This is a genomic window from Frankia sp. BMG5.60, from assembly GCF_059428125.1.
This window is the reverse complement of the sequence record NZ_CM182091.1, coordinates 1,415,687-1,434,815: the sequence shown is the minus strand read 5'-3', so window position 1 is coordinate 1,434,815 and position 19,129 is coordinate 1,415,687. Positions and strand designations below refer to the sequence as shown.

Below are 19,129 nucleotides of genomic sequence, written 5' to 3'. Positions count from 1 at the left end.
GATTCCCGGAAGATGGAAATAGGGGGCGACGCGCCTCCAGATCAACGGCGTGCCGACGAGCCAGCAGAAAAACCTGAATCCTGGGTGCGGCGCTTCGCCGCGGCAGCAGCTAAAGGCCCACCTTCCCCGAATGATGCGCAATGCTGTCGGTTGCCGGCGGCCCGGCGAGGACAGCCGGTTTACAACGTGTTTATGTGATCGCACGGATACCGGGGAGGACGTCCGGCGGATCGCCCAGGTGAACGATGTCGAGGGCCCGAGTTCGCCCCTGTCAGCCTGTGGGGCTCCAGAACCCCGATTTGGGCGGTGCCTTGCACGTTTACCCCGATCGGGCCCCGGAGCTCGCCTTCCGCGCACTGCTGCGCCGCGTCCGGTCGTTCACGCCGGCCGAGGTCGCCGTCACCTACCGGGGCGTACGGACCCTGCCGCTGCGCCTGTCCTACTGCGGGGACCGGGCTTCCTCCGGCGCCGGGAGGCTCTCGGACCGCGGGCGGCTAGCGGGCGTCGAAGATCTGGATGCGGCTGGTTGCGCGCAGCGCGAAGATGCCGATGCAGTCCGCCTGGCCGGTGGCGGGCAGCCAGGCGTCACCCAGGTGGCTCGCCACGGAAACGCTGCGACCGGACGCGATGGTGGTCTGCGCGATCCGGTTTCCCGTGGCGTCGAGATAGTAGAGCTGGATGAGCTGGGAGCTGCGGTTTTCCACCACGAGTTGCACCGGGGCCTGGAACAGTGAGCGGATTCGGCCCTCCGACGAACACGGATACTGACTCGCCCCGGTGAAGGTGTACCGCAGCGGCCGGGGACCGGCGGGTGCCGTCCCGAGGGGCAGCCGGTACGGCGAGGTCGCCGCCCCGCCGGCGGTGACGAACGGCCACAGCGGAGTCGTCCGCACGGTGGGGGATGGGCCGGCACCCGCGGCTTCCCGGTACGGCGGCGGGGTGGGCGATGGCGACGTGGAGGATGGCGACGGGGCGGGGTAGGAGAGGGTCGGCGTGGGGGTGGGAGTGGGCCCGTCGGGGCCGGCGGTCAACCTGGTCGCGATGCCCACGCTGAAGGTCACCACCGCGAGAATGCCCGTGACCACCGCCCAGAAGGCGACAGCCCTGTTGCCGAGCAGGCCGCCGTCGGAACCACCTGAACTGCTCACAGGCCCCCCAACCCATGACGCACGGCCGCCGTAGAGCCGGGAAATCGACTGTGACTCCGCCGGATATAGGCGCCCATGAAGTGATCTGATCGCACTGTACCCGCTACATCGGAGGGCGTCGGAGCCGCGCTGGATGGCGCATCGCGGCTGAGCCCGTCGCGCCGAGCACCGGTAACGGCCGGTCGCGGTGCGCCGGTCGCGGTGCGCGGGTCGCGGTGCGCGGGTCGCGGTGCGGATCGGTTCCCTGCGGTGGCGCCTACCTGCACGGCTCACGCCGACGTCGACGCCCGGGGACGTTTCCCGGCAGGATGCGGTCATGAGGATCGAGCAGGGGCAGGTCGCGGTGGTGACGGGGGCGGCCAGCGGCATCGGGTACGGGCTGGCCGAGGCGCTCGCGGCCCGGGGCGTCCACGTCGTCCTGTCCGACGTGCAGCCGGACGCCGTCGAGCGGGCCGCCGCCACGCTCGCCGCGACCGGGGCCACGACGCTCGCGGTCGCGGCCGACGTCGGCGACGCCGACCAGGTGGGCGCCCTCGCCGAGGCCACGATCGACCGCTTCGGCCGGGTGGACCTGGTGTGCAACAACGCCGGCGTGGTGAGCCGGCCGGCGCCGATGTGGGAGCAGAGCCTGGGAAGCTGGCGCTGGCTGATCGACGTGGCGCTGCTCGGGGTCGTCCACGGCGTGCACCACTTCGTGCCGCACCTGATCCGCCAGGGCGGCGGCCACGTGCTCAACACCGCCTCCGTCGGCGGCCTCATGCCGCTGCCGACGCTGACGCCGTACAACGCCGTCAAGCATGCCGTCATCGGGCTGACCGAGACGCTCGACCTGGAGCTTCGGGCGGTCGCCCCCACCCTCGGCGCGAGCGTGCTGTGTCCGGGGCCGGTGGCGACGGCGCTCAGTGAGACGTCGCGGGCGAACCAGCCGGCGGGGGCGCAGACACCCGACCCGGCGGACACCCTCGCCGACCGGGCGGCGCAGCGCGGCGAGGGGATCCTGCTGCCGGCGGATGTCGCGCGGATCGCGATCGAGGGCGTCGAGGTCGACCGGGTCCACATCCTCACCAACCCGGAGACGGCCGCGGGGGTGCGGGCGCGCGTCGAGGCGCTGCTCGCCGACCTCCCCTGGTAGGCACCCGTTCCCGGGGACGGGAGGGGGGGACCGGGCCTGGACGGCGCCCGGCGTGGTGCTCAGGCGAGCAGGAGCCGCTCCAGGCCGGCCCGCTGCTCGGGGGTGAAGGGCATCGAGTGCAGCCGGTCGGCGTCGACCTTGACCAGAGTCGCGGTCAGGCTCGCCGCCGGATGATCGTGCTGGGTGAGTTCCAGGGCGAAGGTCAGCGAGCTGGTGCCGAACTTCGCCAGGCTGACGTCGAACAGGACGTCACCGGTGAACAGCTCCCGACGGTAGGTGCTGGCCACGTCGACGACGGCGAGGTCGGCGGGGGCGAGCAGCCCTTCGCAGGTCGTCGCGAGCGCCCGCGCCCAGGCCTGGGAGGCGATCTCCAGGGCCAGGAAGAAGGGGACGTGGCGGTGCTGGCTCAGCACGCCGTCGCGATCCGGCCGGTGCGTCACCGGCAGCATGTACCGAAGCATCGCCCGCGGTGCCTCGCTCCCCCTGAAGGCCGCGCGGCACGGCCGCGGGCACTACCGACCCCGGGTCGCCCCGGTTGCTCGACCCGCCTGGACACGACCCGGTGAGCTGCGTATTCGGCCCTCAATCCGGCGTCGTGCCGAATTCCGACCCTACCGGTCGGCGGGGCTCGGCGGGCTGGAGTGGATGTGCCGGCTCGTCTGCGCCGAGACCGGGGCGGCGAGGATCGCCGTCACCAGATCGACGAGGTGACTGGCGAACAGGCGGTGGTCCGGGCGGTGGTGCTCCCGGGCGCGGGTGGCCAGCTCCCCGTTGAGGAAGCGGATCGCCGCGAACCGGCGGTGCAGCGGCGGGCCCACCGCGGCGGGCGGCAGGAACGGCGTGACCAGGGCGCGCCAGCGGACCATGCTCGGCGCGGCCGACGCCGCCGCGAAGCTGGCGGCGAAGCGTTCGGGGCACGCGGTCACCTCGGCGATGATCTGCAGGTACTCGGGTCCGCCGTCGTAGTGGTCCAGGCGGGCCGCCTGGGGGAGCACGAGCGCGGCGGCCAGCGCGCGCAGCCCGGGCTCGCCGCGGGGTTCCCCGTCGAGTTCCAGGGTGTCGAGCAGGCCGAGCCGGTGGGTCTCGATGTCCCGGTGATGCCGGTCGATGATCGCGGCGAGGACGGCCTGCCGGTCGCCGAAGTGGTACTGCAGCGCGCTCGTGTTGAGCTGCCCGGCGGCCTTGCTGATCTCGCGCATGCTGGGGCCGTCGATGCCGCCGGCGGCGAACAGCCGCTCGGCGGCCAGCAGCAGGTCGCGGCGGGTGTGCTCGCCGCTCATGCCGTCGCGATCCGCGCGCTCGCCCGGGCGAACAGCCGCCGGGCGGTGGCGCGCAACTGCCGGCCGACGGCGGGGTCGGCCTGGCCGGCGCAGGCGCGGGCGTAGGTCCCCTCCAGGATGATGCCGATTTTGTAGCTGGCGAGGACCTCGTACCAGGGCAGGGATCGCAGGTCCCGGCCGCTGATCTCGCCGTAGCGGGCGACGAGCTCGGCTGCCGTGGGGAACCCGTCCCAGGGGCGTACGCCCGGCGCCCCGCGTGGCGGCCCCTCGGGACCGGGCCAGGTGGTGAGCAGGCCGCCCAGGTCGAGCAGGGGATCGCCGATGGTCGCCAGCTCCCAGTCGATGATCGCGGCGAGCGCCGGGCGGTCCGCCGTCACGAGCACGTTGGCGAGATGGTAGTCGCCGTGCACCAGCCCGGGGCGGAAGTCGTCGGGCCGGTGGGCGTCCAGCCAGGCGCCGATCGAGTCCAGCTCCGGCGCCTCGGGTCCCGGGTAGCCCGGCAGCGTGCGGTAGCCCTCGAGCTGACCGCGCCAGCGGCCGACCTGTCGTTCCAGGTAGCCGGCGGGTTTGCCCAGGTCGGCGAGGCCGGCGGCGGCGTGGTCGACGGCGGCGATCGCGGCGGCCCCCTCGGCCATCGCGAGGCCCAGCCGGTGCCGCCAGTCCGCCGAGGTCCGGTAGCCGGCGGGCAGCTCGACCGTCGGGTTGGCGCCGTCGACCGGTTCCATCAGGTAGAACGCCGCGCCCAGGACGGTCTCGTCGGAGCAGGCGGCGATCAGCCGGGGATGCGGCACGTCGGTGGACGCCAGCGCGGCGAGCACGCACGCCTCCCGGCGCATCGTCCGGTCGCTGTCGGGCCGCTTGTGCACGGGCGGGCGGCGCAGCACGAACCGCAGCCCGCCGCGGTCGAAGCGCACGAGCACGTTCTGGGTGCCGCCGGCGAGCCGCTCGACGGCGCTGATCGGCCCCGCCGGCAGGCCCTCGCCGTCCATCCACGCGGCCAGCCGGCCGAGGTCCACCCCGGGCACGGAGCCCGCCGGATCGTCCGCTGGGCCGCTCATGTCTGCGCCGAGGCGACGCCGTCACCGAGGCCGCCGAGGCCGCCGTCGCCGGCGAGGCCGCCGAGGCGGTCGGCGAACCGGCGGGTGGCCGCCTCCCGCAGGGTCGGCAGATGATCGCTCGGGAACAGCGTCTCGACCGCCCGGTGGTCCTTGAGGACCTCGCGGGCGATCGTGACCCGGTGCACCTCGGTGGGACCGTCGGCGAGGCCGAGCAGCTCCGCGGCGACCAGCATCTCGACGAAGTTCATCTCGTTGGAGATGCCGAGCGCGCCGTGCAGGTGCAGCGCGCGGCGGGAGATGTCGTGCAGCACCTTCGGCATCGCCACCTTCACCGCGGCGATGTCGCGGCGGACCCGGCGGTAGTCGTTGTGTTTGTCGATCAGCCAGGCAGTGCGCAGCACCAGCAGGCGGAACTGCTCGATCTCGATCCAACTGTCGGCGATCTGCTCCTGCACCACGCCGAGGGAGGCCAGCGAGCCGGAGCGCACCTGACGCGACAGCGCCCGCTCGCACATCGCGTCGAAGACGCGCCGCGCCATGGCGATGGTCCGCATCGCGTGGTGGATGCGGCCGCCGCCGAGCCGGGTCTGGGCGATGGCGAACGCCCGGCCGCGCTGTCCGAGCAGGTGATCGGCCGGGATGCGCACGTCGTCATAGCGGACGTACCCGTGCGCGCCGAGCTCGGGCGCCTCGTGGCCGAGCGCCACGTTGCGGACGATCTCCAGGCCGGGCGTGCCCGCCGGCACGATGAACATGCTGGCCCGCTCGTACGGGCCGGCGTCCGGATCGGTGATCGCCATGACCAGGAAGAAGCTGGCGTAGCGGGCGTTGGTGGAGAACCACTTCTCGCCCCGCAGGACCCAGGTGTCGCCGTCGAGGTGGGCGGAGGCGCGGAACAGCGTCGGGTCGGCGCCGGCCTGCGGCTCGGTCATCGAGTAGCACGAGCTGATCCGGCCGTCGAGCAGCGGCTGGAGGTATCTGGCTCGCTGCTCGGGCGTGCCGAAGTGGGCGAGGATCTCGGCGTTGCCGGAGTCCGGCGCCTGGCAGCCGAACACCGACGGCGCCCAGCGCGAGCGGCCGAGGATCTCGTTGAGCAGCGCGAGGTGTACCTGCCCGTAGCCGGACCCGCCGAGCTCGGGACCGAGGTGGGCGGCCCACAGCCCGCGCTCCCGCACGGTCTGCTGCAGCGGTTGCACGATCGCGTTCGCCACCTCGTCGGTCTTGTCGAACGGCTCCCGCAGGACGTGATCCAGCGGCTCGACCTCCTCCCGCACGAACGCGTCGACCCACTCGAGCTGCTCGGCGAACGCCCGGTCCGTCTCGAAGTCCCACGCCATGACGTCGATTTCTAAGCCAGTTGCTTTAGAACGTCAAGCGGGAGACTTAGCGAGGCGGCGGGCGGCGGGTGGCGGGTGGCGGGTGGCGGGGCGGTGCCGGCGGTGCTGCGTGGTGTCGGTGGTCGGGTGGTCGGGCGGTGGTCGGGTGGTGCTCGGATGGTGTGGGGCTGGTGCGGGCGGCTTGCCGGCACGGTTCGGTCGACTGGCCGGTTGACAAAAATCGGGGGCGATCTTACGGTCGGCCAATCCTCGCGGCGACGGTGCCGGGGGACCGGCCGCGCCGGTGCTGGAGGGAGATCGCCCCCGTGGACCTCTGCCTGTTCGCCCGGCCCGGCCTGGCTCCCGGCGGCGACTTCGACGCCTTCCTCGCGATGGCCCGGCAGGCCGACGCGGCCGGGCTGCACTCGCTGTGCTTCGGCGAGCACCTCGTGATGGCGCCCGACACCTCGCGCTACCCGTACGGGCCGTGGGGCCACCCGCCCGACACCGCCTGGCCCGATCCGCTGCTCTCGCTGGCCGCGGTCGCCGCGGTCACCGAGCGGATCCGGCTGTCGACCGCGGTGCTGCTCGCCCCGCTGCGGGCGGGTCTCGTGCTCGCCAAGGAGGTCGCGACGCTCGACGTGATCTCCCACGGGCGGGTCGAGCTCGGTGTCGGGACCGGCTGGCAGCCCGAGGAGTACGCCGGCGTCGGGCTGGCCTGGGCCGAGCGCCGGCGCCGCTTCGACGAGGTGATCGAGACCTGCCGGCTGGCCTGGGGCGAGCAGCCGTTCTCCCTGCCGCTCGACGCTGCCCGCCTCGACGCTGCCCGCCTCGACGCTGCCCGCGGTGACGCTGCCCGCGGTGACGCCGACGGCTCTGACGCCGGCCGCCTCGACGGCCTGACCGCGCGGCCCGTGCCTGTCCAGCGCCGCATCCCGCTCTACTACGGCGTGGCCGCGACGGCGGCGAACGTCCGGCGCATCGCCCGTCTCGGCGACGGCTGGACGCCGGTGGGCGTCGGGCCCGAGCAGGTGCGCGCCGGCGTGACCGCGCTTCGCTCGGCATACGTCGACGCCGGCCGCGACCCGGCGACGCTCGTCGTGCGGGTGCCACTGCCACCCGTGCCCGACGGAGGCGGCGGGGTCGACGTGGCGCGCACCGTCGCCGCCGCCAGGCCCTACCTCGAGGCCGGGGCGACCATGGCCGTCGCCGGTCCCAACCACCGCCTTCGTTCGGCCGCGGAGGCGGGGGAGCTCGTCGAAGGCCTTGCGGCTGCGGCAAAGGCACTCTGAGAAGCCACTCCGTCACGTCTGTTGCGTGTGTCGACCGGAAGAGCCAGGATCGGAGATCGTCATGAGTCTGCGGGGGAGGGTGGCACTCGTCACCGGGGCGGCGTCGGGCATCGGCGCCGCGACGGCGAGGGTGCTCGCCGCCGACGGCGCCAGGGTCGTCGTCGCCGACATCGACCACCAGGGGGAGGCCGTGGCGAAGGAGATCGTCGCGGCCGGCGGGCAGGCCGTCTTCCACCGGGTGGACGTGCGTCGCCTCGACGAGGTGCGGGCGGCCGTCGCCGCCGCCGAGTCCACCTACGGCCACCTCGACACGGTGATCGCGAACGCGGGCACCGTGGGCGGTCCGGCCGTGGCCCGGCGGCTGGAGGACCTCGACGAGGAACGGTGGACGGCCATTCTCGACATCAACCTCGCGGGCACCATCCGCACGTTCGCCGCCGCCGTCCCGGCCCTGCGCCGCGCGGGCGGCGGGGCGATGTCGGCGACCGCGTCAATCGCCGGGCTGACCGGGGTGGCCGGGCAGGCCGCGTACAGCGCGTCGAAGGGCGGCATCATCGCCGTCGTGCGGGCCCTCGCCTTCGAGCTGGTCACCGATCGGATCCGGGTCAACTGCGCCTGCCCGGGCGGCGTCGCCACGAACCTGTTGGCGAACACCGACGTGCTGCCGATGCTCATGGCCCAGGCCGAGGCGCAGGCCCGGGCGGACGCGGCGGAGGCACCGGCGTCGGAGGCACCGGCGTCGGCGGCACCGGCGTCGGCGGCACCGGCGTCGGCCGGGCCGGTCGGCGGGGCGGCGGCGCAGGCGCTGATGAACCGGGCCGCGGACCCGGTGGAGGTGGCGCGGGTGCACCGCTTCCTGGTCTCCGACGAGGCGTCGCTCGTCAACGGGCAGGCGGTCGTCTGCGACGCCGGCAGCTCGGTGGCGAACCTCTGGATGGTCATCGACCGCTGATCCGACGACACCGCCGATCGGCGGAGCCGGTGAAGCCGGTGATCGGACGACAACGTTGACGGGACGAAAGGGAGAGGCTGCATGCCTGAGTTACCGGACGACCGCGGGCCGGCCGAGCTCGGCTGGCGCGCGGGCATGGTCCTGCACCGCTACTGCCGGGCCATCGACCAGGGCGACGCGGGCGCCCTGCGGGAGGTCTTCGCCGCCGACGCCGCGCTCGTCGTGGCCGGCGGGACCGTCGAGGGCGGCCCGGGAACCCAGCAGGTCTTCGCCGGGCGCGACACCGTGGTGGGCATCCTCGCCTCGCTGTTCGACCAGCGGCAGTGGGCCCGCCACCTCGTGTCCAACCTGCTCGTCGACGTCGAGCCCGACGGCTCCGTCGACGTGCGCAGCTACTTCCAGTACTGGCTTGGCCGGGCCGACGGCACCGCCCACGGCGTCGGCGACTACCACGTGACGATGCGCGAGGCCGACGGCCGCCTCGCGATCACGACCCTTTCGGCGACCATCCTCGAAGAGATCACTCTGCCCGCCGCGGCGCCGGCGGTCTCGACCGCAGGAGCAGCGACCGCATGACGATCCTGGAAACCGAGTCGATCGACCTGTACTCCCTGGCGAGCTTCGAGCACGGGCATCCGCACGGGCTCTACGCCCGGCTGCGCGAGCACGACCCCGTGCACTGGAACGACGAGCCGAACGGGCCGGGCTTCTGGGCCGTCACCCGCTGGGAGGACATCCGCGCCGTCAACCGCGACGACGAGAACTTCTCCCACTGGCCGGTCTCCATGATCGAGGATTTCATGGAGACCGAGGACAAGTCGATGGTGAACCTCGACCCCCCGCTGCATACGGTGATCCGCCGTGCGGTCGTGCCCGGGTTCATGCCCTCGGCGGTGCGCCGCCGGATGACCCGCTTCGTCGACGCCGCCGAGGCGATCGTCGCCGAGATCCGCCCGGCCGGCGGGTGCGACCTCGCCGTCGACGTGGCCGGGAAGATCGCCGCCTACGTGACGGCCGACGTGCTGCGCATCCCCCGCGAGGACGCGGTGCGCCTCTACGAGTACATCGAGATCGGCCTCGGCGGCGGTGCCTACACCGAGCAGGAGCGCCAGGGCGCGACCGAGGCGTTGATCAAGTACTCGATCCAGGTCTGGGAGGACCGCCGGGTCAACCCCGGCGACGACGTCTGTTCGATGCTCGCGGCCTGCGAGGTGGACGGGGCGCCGATGAGCCTGGAGAACTTCTCGGCGAACATGACCCTGCTCATCGTCGGCGCCGGTGACACCACCCGGCACCTGATCGGCGGCGGCATGCACGCCCTGTTCACCCATCCCGACCAGCGCGAGCTGCTGCAGGCGGACCTCGACGGCCGGATGCCCGCCGCCGTCGAGGAGATGCTGCGCTGGGTCACCCCGGTGGTGTACAACCGCCGGACCGCCCTGCACGACGTCGAGATCGGCGGGCGGAGCATCAGCGCCGGCGACAAGGTGTGCGTCTACTACGGCGCCGGCAACCGGGACCCGGGGGAGTTCGCCGACCCGGAGCGGTTCGACATCACCCGCTCGCCCAACCGGCATCTCGCCTTCAGCGGCCTCGGCCAGCACTTCTGCCTCGGCGCCCACGTGGCCCGGGCGGAGGCGATCGCGATGATCACCACGTTGCTGCGAGCGTTTCCCGGCATCCACCCCGTCGGCGAGATGGAGTGGACCCGGTCGAACTTCGTCATGGGCCCCGCGCACCTGCCCGTCACCTGGTGACGGCGCCCGCGGGGGGCGGGCCCTCCCCGGCCGCGTGACCGTGACCGGGGAGGGCCCGCGCCGGGCCGCGGGCCGCTACTGGGTGATCTCCCGTCCGCAGCGGTCCCGGTCGATCACGTCGAAGGCCGTGCCCGCCGGGTTGACCTGGACGAACGAGTAGCAGTTCGTCGTCCTGCCGAGCCCGTGGGCGAGGTCGACCGGCGAGATCAGACCGTCGGCGTCGTAGTCCGTCACCGACCGCAGACCGTCGATGAACGCCCGCCGGGTGGGGCAGGGGCCGGCCGCCTCCAGCCCGCGGATGAACATGTCGGTGTCGACGTAGGACATCAGCGCGAAGTCATGTTGCGCCTGCGGGATCTGGGGGGCGAAGCGGGTCACCGCCTTCTCGTAGGTCTCGACGGCGGCGCCGCCGAGTTCGAACGGGCGGTAGAACACGGGGATGACGAGCCCGGCCATCTGCGCGCCCGAGGTTTCCAGGAGCTGCCGGTCATAACCGGTGACCGCCATGACGAGTCCCGGTAGCCGACCGGCGCCGCGCAGGGCGCTCACCACCTGGAGGTAGTCGGGCGGCTGGATGAGGAAGATGACCGTGTCGGCGCCCGACTCGGCGATCCGCCGCGCGGTATCCGCGGGATTGTCGGTCTGCGACGAGTAGCTCAGGATGCCGGCCAGGTCGAGTCCGGCGGCCCGGATGCTCTGGTCGTATTTCGAGGTGAGCTCCGAGACGCTGGCGGACAACGCGGCCTGTACCAGCAGGACGCGTTTTCCGCCGCGGTTGTGTACGAAGGTGCCGAACGTGTCGACCGCGTTCCCGTCGGTATAGGAGAACGAGAACATGTTCCGGTAGTGCGACCAGATGTTCTCGGTCGCGATCCCGGTCACCGGGACGCCGCGGTCGGCGAGGTACTGGGCGCTGCCGCTGGCGGAGAAGGAGGACTCGATGACGCCGAAGACGTTCTGCCGTTCCACCAGGGTGCGGGCGCCCTGGCTGTTCGCCTCGGCGGTCCCGCGGTCGTCTTGCCAGTCGTAGACGATCTTCCGGCCGTGGACGCCGCCCTGCTCGTTGACCAGGCCGAGGCGGGCGTCGATGCCAGCCCGGGAGGAACTGAAGGTAGGCGCGAGAACACCGGAGTCGGGATAGAGCAGACCGATTCTGACCTCGTTCGGGGTGACCCCGGGGCTGTCGCACCCGGCCGCTTTCGCGCCCGGGGACGAGCAGCCGGTCAGCGTCGCGACGGCAAGCAGAGCCAACGCGGGGACTAGGCGGGAACAGCGGCGCATAAGAGGGGAAACTCCGGGGTCGGACGGTCTGTTGAGAAAAGGGCAGGGATCGATGCACCGTGCGTCCGGACGAGCGGGCGTGCTCCCGGAACGGGGCCGCCCAGGAATGCGCCGTCGCCGTCGCCGGCGGCCGGCGGGCGGGAACGCGGGATGGGTATCGAACGGGTATCCGTCATTTCGGCAGCTTAGAGGGCACGTATCCAGCGGGCAAACCACTATGCCGGTGGGGCCTGAGGGATTTCGGGTCGGCCATGGGCCGGCCGCAAGCAGTTCGATGTCGATGCGGCGCTGGACCGGGCGATGCGGGTGTTCTGGCAGCGGGGATACGCAGATGCCTCGCTGCATCTGCTCGGCTCCGCCACCGGACTTGGCCGGGGGGATCAAGGTGTTCCGCGGAACCGCGTTCGCGGTCATCACGCTCGCGCCGCCCGGTGGGTACCAGGTTGGGCTGCTGGTACGGGCGGAGAGCCGAGACACCTGTTCGTGCTGCCCGGGGTGACCGGGAGCATGCCGGGGACCGCGCGGAAGAGGTTCGCGGCACCGCCGAACGGGACAGGCCCTCAGTAACGAGGAAGGAGCACTGCCTGATGCAGCCGTCCCCGACCAGCGATCGCCGTACGCCCGTTTCCGACCCCACCGTTCCGCCTCGGGGCCGCCCGCCGACGCGGGTCGCCGGCCACCAGCCGGAGCCGCGTCCCGGGTGCCCGACCCCCGGTGCGCCCCGGGTGCTCGCCGTCGTCGACGGCCCGGACACGGCCGACTACATGGACGCGGCCGACTATGTGGCGCACACCGCGACGCTGCGGGGAGTTGTCCGGCAGCGGCTGGTCACCCGCGCACTGATCGAGCATCTGCCACCCGCGCCAGCGCGGCTGCTGGACATCGGCGGCGGGAACGGCGTGCAGGCGTTGGAGTTCGCCCGGCGGGGATACGACGTGACCGTCTGCGAGCCCGACCCGCGGATGTTGGCCGAGACGCGACGCGGGTTGGCCGACGCCCCCGAGTCGGTCCGGCGGCGCGTCGAGCTGGTCCAGGGGGACGGGCGGGACGCCGTTCGCCTGGTGGGGACCGGCTGGGACGCCACCTTCTGCCATGGCGTCATCATGTTCGTCCCCGAGCCGGCGCCCCTGTTGAACGTCCTCGTCGAGCTCACCCGGCCCGGCGGGATCATCTCCGTGGTCGGCAAGAACGGCCCGGCGCTCGCGCTGCGTGCGGGACTGCAGGGTCGCTGGCGGGACACCACGGCGCTGCTCGGCGAGCCCAGGTCCACCGGGTCCGCCGAGGCCACCGGGTCCGCCGAGGCCACCGGGTCCGCCAGACCGGGCCGGCAGCCGGCGGTGCGGATGCCACCCGGCGACGATCCGGCGAACGTCGCCGCGATCCTCACCGCCGCCGGGACGCGATCGCTCGCCTGGTACGGGATCAGAACCTTCACCGATCATCTCGGCGCCGTCCCGCCGGAGCAGGACGTGGATGCCATCGTCGACGCAGAGTGGGCGGCCGGGGCTCGGGATCCCTACCGCGGGATCGCCCGCCTCATCCATCACGTTCATCGGCGGACCGGGTAGCGCGGCGGCTGCCGGCGGGTCCGACCATCCGGATTTCTGGTGCGTGCCGACGTTCGGCTCGGCTGTCCTCGTCCGCCCGCCTCGTCGTCCATGAGACCCAGTACTTCGCCGACCCCTTCGACCCGCCCCGGTGGCGGGTAACGCTGGCCGAGCCGAGGCCAGGCCGCGCACTCTGATGCCACCGGGGTGTCCGTCGCCGCTGAGCCGGCGCCGCGGTCAGCCGCGAGGGGGGTCGCGGCGAGTGCGTGCTCGGGCCGCCAGGTCGCGGCAGAGCACGGCGAAGTCGAGGCCGGCGGCGTGCAGGCCCATCGGCCAGGTGCTCGTGTCGGTCATGCCGGGGGCCACGTTCACCTCCAGGAACTGCGCGACGCCGGCCGCGTCGACGATCAGGTCGGTGCGGGACAGGTCGCGTAGGCCCAGCACGCGATGCGCGGTGATGGCGGTCTCGGCGGCGGCGCGCAGCACCGCGTCGTCGAGGCGGGCCGGGGTGAAGAACGCGGTCGCGCCCGCGGTGTACCGGGCGGCGTAGTCGTACACCCCCGCGGCCGGTTCGATCTCGACGGCCGGCAACGCGACCGGCCCGTCGCCGGTGTCGACGACGCCGACGGTGATCTCGACGCCGCCGACGGCTCGTTCGATCAGTGCCGAGTCGTGATAGCCGAAGCAGCTCATCAGCGCCTCGGCGAGCCCGCCGGCGTCGTCGACCCGGCTGACCCCGAACGCCGACCCGCCCGCGCGGGGCTTCACCACGACCGGCAGTCCGAGCCGGGCCACGATCCGGTCGATCAGCGCGGCGGCGCCCAGGTCGTGGAACGCCTCGCGGGGGAGCGTCACCGCCGCCGGCGTCGCCATCCCGGCGGCGCCGACGGCCGCCTTCGCCGTCGCCTTGTCGAACGCCACCCGGCAGGCCGGCGGCGCCGCGCCCACGTAGGGCAGGTCGTAGAGGTCCAGGACCTCCCGGATCGTGCCGTCCTCACCCGACGTCCCGTGCAGCACGGGAAACACCACGTCGGGCGGGTCGGCGGCCAGCGCGGGCAGCGTCGCGGCATCGACGTCGGCCAACTCGGCCTCGACTCCGATGCGGGTCAGCGCGTCGCGCAGCCTGCCGCCCGATCGCAGCGACACCTCCCGCTCGGGCGACAGCCCGCCGGCGAGGATCAGCACACGGCCCAGATCGGTCATCGTCGCGTCCTTCGGTGTCGGGCACATCAGGGCTGGTCGGCGACATCAAGGCTGGTCGGCGAGATCATGGCTGGTCGGCCACGATGTCGCGGGCGAAGGTGTCGCGAAGGTCCAGCTCGTCCCGCACCACCCGGCCCAGCCGGCCGACCCCGTCGCGGATGCGCTCGGGTGGTGGGTAGCAGAACGACAACCGCATGCTGCTGCCACCCGACCCGTCGGCGTAGAACCCGGCCCCGGGAACATAGGCGACCCGGGCGGCGATCGCCCGCGGCAGCATCGCCCTGGTGTCCACCCCGCCGGGCAGCGTCAACCAGACGAAGAACCCGCCATCCGGCCGGGTCCAGGTGGCGCCGGCGGGCATGGACTCGGCCAGGGCGTCGAGCATGGCGTCGCGACGCTCCCGGTACATCTCCCGGAACAGCTTCACCTGCTCCGCCCACGGCTGGGTCGCCAGATACCGTTCGACCACAAGCTGCGTGAACATCGACTGGGACAGGATCGCCGACTCCGCGGCCAGGACGAGCCGGGCCGTCACCGGCGCCGGGGCCAGCGCCCACCCGACCCGCAACCCCGGCGCCAACGTCTTCGAGAACGACCCCAGGTACACCACGTCGTCGGGGGCGTCGGCGCGCATCGCCCGCACCGGCTCACCCGTGAACGACAGCAGCCCGTACGGGTTGTCCTCGACCACCAGTACCCCGGCGCGCCGGCAGATTTCCAGCACCTCGGCCCGCCGCGGCGGCGTGAGGGTGATCCCGCCGGGATTCTGGAAGGTCGGGACCGTGTAGAGCAGCTTCACCCGGGCGCCCTCGGCGGCCAGCCGCCCCAGCGTCTGCGTGAGTGCGCTCGGTGACAGGCCGTCGCCGTCCATCGGCACGTGCACGATCCGCGCCTGGTACGCCGCGAACGTGTTGATCGCCGTGACGTAGGTGGGCCCCTCGGTGACGACGACGTCGCCGGGATCGACGAACACGCGGGTGAGCAGGTCCAGCGCCTGCTGCGAACCCGCGGTCACGACCACGTTGTCGGGATGGGCGTCGGTGATGCCCTCCATCGCCATGACGTCGCAGATCCGCGCCCGCAGACCCGGATCGCCCTGCGCCGAGCCGTACTGCAGCGCCACTGTCCCCCGGCTCAGCACCAGCTCCGATACGGTCGCCGCGACCGCCTCCAGCGGCAGCGCGTCGACCGCCGGCATGCCCCCGGCGAGCGACACGATCTCGGGACGGGACGCGACCGCGAACAGCGCCCGAACCTCGCTCGCGATCATCCCCTGGGCGCGCTGCGCATACCGATCCCGCCACCGATCCAGAGTCACGCCCCGCGACACTACCCTGCCCCGCAACGGATGACGCTGTCAGCGGCTGGTGAGCGGGTCGATCGCTCCGAGGACTGCGGCACCCGGGTCTTCCCGCCGCGGCCGTCCAATGGCCGACGCCTATATCCCTCCGCTATCCCTCGGCGAGGCCGTCGACCGCGTCCGAGTTATATGCTCGACCCGCGAGTCGAGAAAAAGTTGCCGGGCAGTTGGGGGTCAGGATGGCTCGGATCAACCACGACACCGTCGACCTGTGGCAGGGGTGGCAGCGGCGGGAGCTGCGCGTCGACCGGTGCACCGACTGCGGCACCTGGGTCTTCCCGCCGCGGCCGTTCTGCCCTGGCTGCTGGTCGGATGCCCTGGTGGGGACCTCGCTCGGCGGGGCGGGACGGCTGGTGTCGTACTCCCTGCCCCGCGTCGCGCCCGGGTCGCCACCGGTGGTCAGCGGGGTCGTGGCGTTGACGGAGGCGCCGGGCGTCCGGCTGCTGGCCCGCATCGTCGGGATCGAGCCGGCGCGGGTCACGCTCGGGATGCCGCTGGCACTCGGCTGGTGGGAGGACGCCGGCGGCGTGTATCCGCAGTTCGGGCCAGTCGGCGCCGACCCGGTCCAGCCGCCCGGTGGCACCTTCGGCAGAGGGGACGGCGCCACGGACGGCATCGAGGGGGATCCCGCGGACGGCGGCGCGGGGGATGCCGCGGACGGCCGCGAGGGCGGTGCCGTGGACGGCGGCGGCGCGGGGAAGGTGGGGGCATGAGCGGGCGGGAGCGGGCCGCGATCGTGGGGATCGGGTGGTCGGAGCTGGCGCGTGACAGCGGCGTGGGACCGGGCAGCCTCGTCGCACAGGCCTCCCGCGCGGCCGTCCTCGACAGCGGGGTCGCGCGGGACGCGATCGACGGGGTCGTCGGCGTCTACGGCACGGACTCGCCGACGCTGTGGCCCGGGTACGTCGTCGACGCGCTGGGATTACCCGACGTCCGCTGGTGGGACACGGCGCAGCCGCCGTCGGTCACGGCGCTGTCGACGGCGGCGAACGCGGTGCTGACCGGCAACTGCGACTACGCGCTGTGCTACCACGGCAAGTACCGGTGGGCGAACACCTCGGTGGTCGGCCGCGGCGACCCGCTGCGACAGGCCCCGGCGCACGAGTTCGACCCCGGCCTCGACCATGCGCTGGTGGAGCATGGCGGTTCGATGCTGTGGGCCGCGCGGGTCATGCGGGAGCACATGGCGCGCCGCGGCAGCACCCGGGAGGACTTCGCCCGGATCGCCGTGAACAACCGGACGAACGCCGCCCGCAACCCCCGGGCGGTGTTCCGCGCCCCGATGACTGTCGAGGACTACCTCGCCGCCCCGATGATCGACGATCCGATGTGCCTGCTCGACATGGACGCGCCGATCGACGGCGCGCTCGCCGTCGTGGTCACCACCGAGCGCCGCGCCCGCGACCTGCCGCACCCGCCCGTGCTCGTCGAGGCGTTCGCCAGCGCCCTGCCGGAGCGCAACGACGGGCTGCTGTGGCCCGAGGCGGACGGGCTCGCCGCCCGCCGCGCCGTCGGCAACCTGTTCGCCCGCACCGACCTGACCCCCGCCGACATCGACCTCGCCTACCCGTACGACGGGTTCACGATCCTGGCCATGCTGTGGCTGGAGGCCCTGTACACCGGGCCGGGGGAGGGCCCGGCGCTGCTGCGCGAGTCGTGGTCCGACGATGAGCAGCGGCTGCGGCTGCACGGCCGGGTACCGGTGTGCACGCACGGCGGCAACCTGAGCGAGGGGCGTGCCACGCAGGGGTTCGGCGCGGTGATCGAGGCGGTGCAGCAGTTACGCGGCGACGCCGGGGAGCGTCAGGCCGACGCCGCCCGCAGCGCCGTGATCACCGGGGGCATGGCCGGCACGAACCGCTCGACGATCCTCGTCAGCGGCTGAGCGCCGAACGGTGAGCGCCGGGGCGGCGAGCGGCCGGGGCGGCCGGATGGCGAGTGGCCGGGCGGCGTCATGGTCGACCGCCGAGCCGCCGCCCGGCGGCTCGGGTCAGGCCGGGAGGTGCCGGCTCGGGAGCGGGGCGCCGCCGCCGTCGACGACGAGCGTCTGGCCGGTGAGGTAGGACGCCGCGTCGGAGCACAGGAACAGCACGACGGTCGCGATCTCGTCGGCGCTCGCCCAGCGCCGCAGCGGGATGCCGGCCGCCGTCGCCCGGCGAAACCGCTGGTAGCCCTCGTCGCCGAGGGCCGCGACCAGCGGCTGCCAGATGTCGGTGTCGACGAAGCCGGGCGCGACCGCGTTGACCCGCACCCCCCGATCGCCCCAGGCGGTGGCCAGGTTCTGGGTCAGGGTGTTCAGCCCGCCCTTCGTCGCCGCGTAAACGGCCTGTTCGACGTCCCCGCCGTAGGCCGCCGCCGACGACATCGTGACCACGCATCCCCGCTGGCGCAGCAGGGACGGCGCGAGCCACGAGGTCAGCAGGATGACGTTGCGCAGGTTGAGGTTGAGCTGCAGGTCCAGCGGCTTCGCGGTGATGGCCTCCGGCGGCTGGTGCCAGCCGAGCCCGGCATTGTTCACCAGGATGTCGACGTCGCCGAGCTCCTCGAGAGCCTGGTCGGCCACCCGTCGGACGTCGGCTTCGACGGTGAGGTCCGCGCTGATCGTGACGGGCTTGTTGGCGAGCCCGTCGGCGACGGCGGCCAGGCCCGCATCGCCGCGGGCGACGACGGCGACCCGCGCGCCCGCCGCGTCGAGGGCACGCGCGCACGCCGCGCCGATGCCTCGGCTGGCGCCGGTGACCACGGCGGCGCGACCGGACAGATCGAAGGTGAGACCGGGCATCATGCGCTCCTGAGGATCATTCGTCCCTGACGCAGTTCTGTCGTCGTGCTTGGTCCGGGCGGGGGGAGTCTGGGAGGCCCCGACGGGATTGTCCGGCGCCGCGGAACATCAAGATCGCCCGGTCGGGGTCGGGGTCGGGGTCGGGGTCGGGCCGGGGCTGGGGCTGGTGCTGGGAGGTGTGGTGCGGTTCCGCGGAACACCATGATCCAAAACGGATCGGGGAGCCCGCGAGTTGGCTACGTCCAGCCTGCCGTGGCGCCCTGGATCATCGTGAACGGTCCGACGGGCCAGCGGAAGCAGTCGACCAGCAACTGGTCGACGTCGCGTTCGGTGCTGACCCCCTCGGCGACGATCCGGCGCGCCTCGGCCACCGCCGCCCAGTAGACCCGGTTGGCGACGTAGCCCCAGGACATCGGGGCGTCGCGCACGACGACCGGGTTCTTGCCCAGCCGGCGGGCGAGCCCGGCCACCGTCTCGACGGCGTCCGGGTCGGTGTGCTCGGTCACGACGATCTCGGCGAAGCGCATGATCTGCGCAGGCGACGACCAGTGCCAGCCGAGGACCCGGGTGGGCCGGTCGGTCGCCGCGGCCAGCGCCCCGACTGGGAAGCCGCTGGAGTTGGTGGCGAGGACCGAGCCGGCGGCGGCGACCCGGTCGAGCTCGCGGAACACCCGGACCTTCAGCGCGAGGTCCTCCGGCACGGCCTCGATGACCACCGTCGCACCGGCGACGGCCGACAGCTCGGACTCCCAGGCGATCCTCGCGGCGACCCGGTCGACATCCGCGGCGGCCAGCTTCCCGCGCTCGGCGGCGGCCCGCAGCCCGAAGCGGCCCTCGACGAGCTGGCGGCGGGCGCGCTCGCGGGCCGCGGTGCTGGTGTCGACGCAGACCACCGCGCAGCCGGCCACCGCCGCCGCCTGCGCTATCCCCGCGCCCATCACCCCCGCGCCGATCACCCCCACGGTCCCCGCGGCTCCCTCCGTCCTCACGGCTCCCTCCGTCCTCACGGCTCCAGCGGTCG

General features: G+C 73.3%; 18 protein-coding genes. 8 read left to right on the top strand and 10 right to left on the bottom strand.

Features of this window, described 5'->3' with window-relative positions; genetic code table 11:
* Positions 1-494: 494 nt before the first annotated feature.
* A complete protein-coding gene (locus AC5R91_RS05875; protein ID WP_495396097.1) occupies positions 495-1,148 on the bottom strand; it encodes a hypothetical protein in 654 nt (217 codons plus the stop codon).
* Between the two features lie 316 nt (positions 1,149-1,464).
* Here AC5R91_RS05875 and AC5R91_RS05870 point away from each other — a divergent pair, with 316 nt between their 5' ends.
* A complete protein-coding gene (locus tag AC5R91_RS05870) occupies positions 1,465-2,280 on the top strand; it encodes an SDR family NAD(P)-dependent oxidoreductase (protein WP_495396095.1) in 816 nt (271 codons plus the stop codon).
* Between the two features lie 59 nt (positions 2,281-2,339).
* Here AC5R91_RS05870 and AC5R91_RS05865 read toward each other — a convergent pair whose 3' ends face one another.
* The 4 genes from AC5R91_RS05865 to AC5R91_RS05850 all read right to left on the bottom strand — a co-directional run bounded on the left by AC5R91_RS05865 (position 2,340) and on the right by AC5R91_RS05850 (position 5,955).
* The gene (locus AC5R91_RS05865; RefSeq protein ID WP_495396094.1) at positions 2,340-2,741 is read right to left on the bottom strand and encodes an acyl-CoA thioesterase; all 402 of its coding nucleotides are present in this window, start codon (positions 2,739-2,741) and stop codon (positions 2,340-2,342) included.
* 150 nt (positions 2,742-2,891) lie between these two features.
* The gene (locus AC5R91_RS05860; protein WP_495396093.1) at positions 2,892-3,560 is read right to left on the bottom strand and encodes a TetR/AcrR family transcriptional regulator; all 669 of its coding nucleotides are present in this window, start codon (positions 3,558-3,560) and stop codon (positions 2,892-2,894) included.
* Positions 3,557-4,618 (bottom strand): phosphotransferase family protein, encoded by a 1,062-nt coding sequence (locus AC5R91_RS05855; RefSeq protein ID WP_495396092.1) that lies wholly within the window; start codon positions 4,616-4,618, stop codon positions 3,557-3,559. The genes AC5R91_RS05860 and AC5R91_RS05855 overlap by 4 nt, the downstream gene beginning before the upstream one ends.
* A complete protein-coding gene (locus AC5R91_RS05850) occupies positions 4,615-5,955 on the bottom strand; it encodes an acyl-CoA dehydrogenase family protein (protein WP_495396091.1) in 1,341 nt (446 codons plus the stop codon). The genes AC5R91_RS05855 and AC5R91_RS05850 overlap by 4 nt, the downstream gene beginning before the upstream one ends.
* Positions 5,956-6,260: 305 nt before the next feature.
* On the opposite strand from AC5R91_RS05850, the gene AC5R91_RS05845 reads away from it, so the two are divergent.
* The 4 genes from AC5R91_RS05845 to AC5R91_RS05830 all read left to right on the top strand — a co-directional run bounded on the left by AC5R91_RS05845 (position 6,261) and on the right by AC5R91_RS05830 (position 9,935).
* Positions 6,261-7,226 (top strand): LLM class flavin-dependent oxidoreductase, encoded by a 966-nt coding sequence (locus AC5R91_RS05845; protein WP_495396090.1) that lies wholly within the window; start codon positions 6,261-6,263, stop codon positions 7,224-7,226.
* Positions 7,227-7,287: 61 nt separating this feature from the next.
* The gene (locus AC5R91_RS05840; protein WP_495396089.1) at positions 7,288-8,178 is read left to right on the top strand and encodes an SDR family NAD(P)-dependent oxidoreductase; all 891 of its coding nucleotides are present in this window, start codon (positions 7,288-7,290) and stop codon (positions 8,176-8,178) included.
* Positions 8,179-8,259: 81 nt separating this feature from the next.
* Entirely contained in the window at positions 8,260-8,754 is a 495-nt protein-coding gene (locus AC5R91_RS05835; RefSeq protein WP_495396088.1) for a nuclear transport factor 2 family protein, read from the top strand.
* Positions 8,751-9,935: a cytochrome P450 gene (locus AC5R91_RS05830; protein WP_495396087.1), complete on the top strand. Its 1,185-nt coding sequence runs from the start codon at positions 8,751-8,753 to the stop codon at positions 9,933-9,935. The genes AC5R91_RS05835 and AC5R91_RS05830 overlap by 4 nt, the downstream gene beginning before the upstream one ends.
* Before the next feature lie 75 nt (positions 9,936-10,010).
* Here the strand turns inward: AC5R91_RS05830 and AC5R91_RS05825 are convergent, their stop codons facing one another.
* A complete protein-coding gene (locus AC5R91_RS05825; RefSeq protein ID WP_495396086.1) occupies positions 10,011-11,216 on the bottom strand; it encodes an ABC transporter substrate-binding protein in 1,206 nt (401 codons plus the stop codon).
* A 587-nt stretch (positions 11,217-11,803) separates the two neighbouring features.
* Here AC5R91_RS05825 and AC5R91_RS05820 point away from each other — a divergent pair.
* Positions 11,804-12,784, top strand: a complete 981-nt coding sequence (locus AC5R91_RS05820; protein ID WP_495396085.1) for a methyltransferase domain-containing protein — start codon at positions 11,804-11,806, stop codon at positions 12,782-12,784.
* 216 nt (positions 12,785-13,000) lie between these two features.
* Here AC5R91_RS05820 and AC5R91_RS05815 read toward each other — a convergent pair whose 3' ends face one another.
* Positions 13,001-13,966 carry a D-alanine--D-alanine ligase family protein gene (locus AC5R91_RS05815; RefSeq protein WP_495396084.1) on the bottom strand — a complete coding sequence of 322 codons (966 nt, stop codon included), beginning with the start codon at positions 13,964-13,966 and terminating at the stop codon, positions 13,001-13,003.
* A gap of 64 nt (positions 13,967-14,030) precedes the next feature.
* Complete coding sequence (locus AC5R91_RS05810) at positions 14,031-15,236, bottom strand: aminotransferase-like domain-containing protein (RefSeq protein ID WP_495397903.1); 1,206 nt, start codon at positions 15,234-15,236, stop codon at positions 14,031-14,033.
* A 269-nt stretch (positions 15,237-15,505) separates the two neighbouring features.
* Between AC5R91_RS05810 and AC5R91_RS05805 the strand changes: the two genes are divergently transcribed.
* Positions 15,506-16,039, top strand: coding sequence for a Zn-ribbon domain-containing OB-fold protein (locus tag AC5R91_RS05805; protein ID WP_495396083.1), 534 nt, complete (start codon positions 15,506-15,508; stop codon positions 16,037-16,039).
* The gene (locus AC5R91_RS05800; protein WP_495396082.1) at positions 16,036-17,211 is read left to right on the top strand and encodes a thiolase family protein; all 1,176 of its coding nucleotides are present in this window, start codon (positions 16,036-16,038) and stop codon (positions 17,209-17,211) included. The genes AC5R91_RS05805 and AC5R91_RS05800 overlap by 4 nt, the downstream gene beginning before the upstream one ends.
* Positions 17,212-17,316: 105 nt before the next feature.
* Here the strand turns inward: AC5R91_RS05800 and AC5R91_RS05795 are convergent, their stop codons facing one another.
* Together AC5R91_RS05795 and AC5R91_RS05790 are read right to left on the bottom strand one after the other, a co-directional pair.
* Positions 17,317-18,108 carry an SDR family NAD(P)-dependent oxidoreductase gene (locus AC5R91_RS05795; protein ID WP_495396081.1) on the bottom strand — a complete coding sequence of 264 codons (792 nt, stop codon included), beginning with the start codon at positions 18,106-18,108 and terminating at the stop codon, positions 17,317-17,319.
* 236 nt (positions 18,109-18,344) lie between these two features.
* Positions 18,345-19,097 carry a 3-hydroxyacyl-CoA dehydrogenase family protein gene (locus tag AC5R91_RS05790; RefSeq protein WP_495396080.1) on the bottom strand — a complete coding sequence of 251 codons (753 nt, stop codon included), beginning with the start codon at positions 19,095-19,097 and terminating at the stop codon, positions 18,345-18,347.
* Positions 19,098-19,129: the final 32 nt, after the last annotated feature.